This is a genomic window from Streptomyces sp. NPDC028298, assembly GCF_055565895.1.
In genome coordinates this window covers 1-1,034 of record NZ_JBVHTL010000016.1, presented here as the reverse complement: position 1 = coordinate 1,034, position 1,034 = coordinate 1, and the positions used below count along the sequence as shown (strand labels likewise).

Annotated in this window: 1 protein-coding gene; it reads right to left on the bottom strand. The window is 64.7% G+C overall.

All coding sequences use genetic code 11. The annotated features are described in order from the left end of the window. Positions 1-1,034 (bottom strand): alpha-amylase family glycosyl hydrolase (locus tag ACZ4TO_RS38970; protein ID WP_468026723.1); only part of this gene is annotated, 1,034 nt, incomplete at both ends.

The window sequence follows — 1,034 nt, the reverse complement described above, 5'->3', positions numbered from 1 at the left end:
GCGTACATGTAGTCGCGTTCTTCGTCGGTGACCATTTCGAGGGTGAGCTCGTCGTGGTTGCGCAGGAAGATGCCCCATTGGCAGTTGCCGGGGATGGCGGGGGTCTTGGCGAGGATTTCGGAGACGGGGTAGCGGGACTCGCGGCGGACGGCCATGAAGATGCGCGGCATGACGGGGAAGTGGAACGCCATGTGGCATTCGTCGCCGCCGGAGGGGAAGTCGCCGAAGTAGTCGACGACGTCCTCGGGCCACTGGTTCGCCTCGGCCAGCAGCACCGTGTCCGGATAGTGCGTGTCGATCTCCTTGCGCACCCGCTTGAGGAACTCGTGGGTCGCAGGAAGGTTTTCGCAGTTCGTTCCCTCGACCTGGTACAGATACGGCACCGCGTCCAGCCGGAACCCGTCGATCCCCAGGTCCAGCCAGAACCGCAGCGCGGAGATGATCTCCTCCTGGACGGCCGGGTTCTCGTAGTTGAGGTCGGGCTGGTGGGAGAAGAAGCGGTGCCAGTAGTACTGCTTGCGGACGGGGTCGAAGGTCCAGTTGGAGGCTTCGGTGTCGACGAAGATGATGCGGGCGTCCTGGTACTGCTTGTCGTCGTCGGCCCAGACGTAGTAGTCGCCGTAGGGTCCGTCGGGGTTGGCGCGGGACTCCTGGAACCACGGGTGCTGGTCGCTGGTGTGGTTCATGACGAAGTCGATGATGACGCGCATGCCGCGCTGGTGGGCGGCGTCGACGAACTCGACGAAGTCGGCGAGGTCGCCGAACTCGGGCAGCACCGCGGTGTAGTCGGAGACGTCGTAGCCGCCGTCGCGCAGCGGGGACTTGAAGAAGGGCGGCAGCCAGAGGCAGTCGACTCCGAGCCATTGCAGGTAGTCGAGTTTCGCGGTCAGGCCCTTGAGGTCGCCGACGCCGTCGCCGTTGCTGTCCTGGAACGAGCGGACCAGGACCTCGTAGAAGACGGCGCGTTTGAACCATTCGGGATCGCGGTCCTTGGCCGGGGTGTCCTCGAAGGTGTCAGGGACGGGCTCATTGAC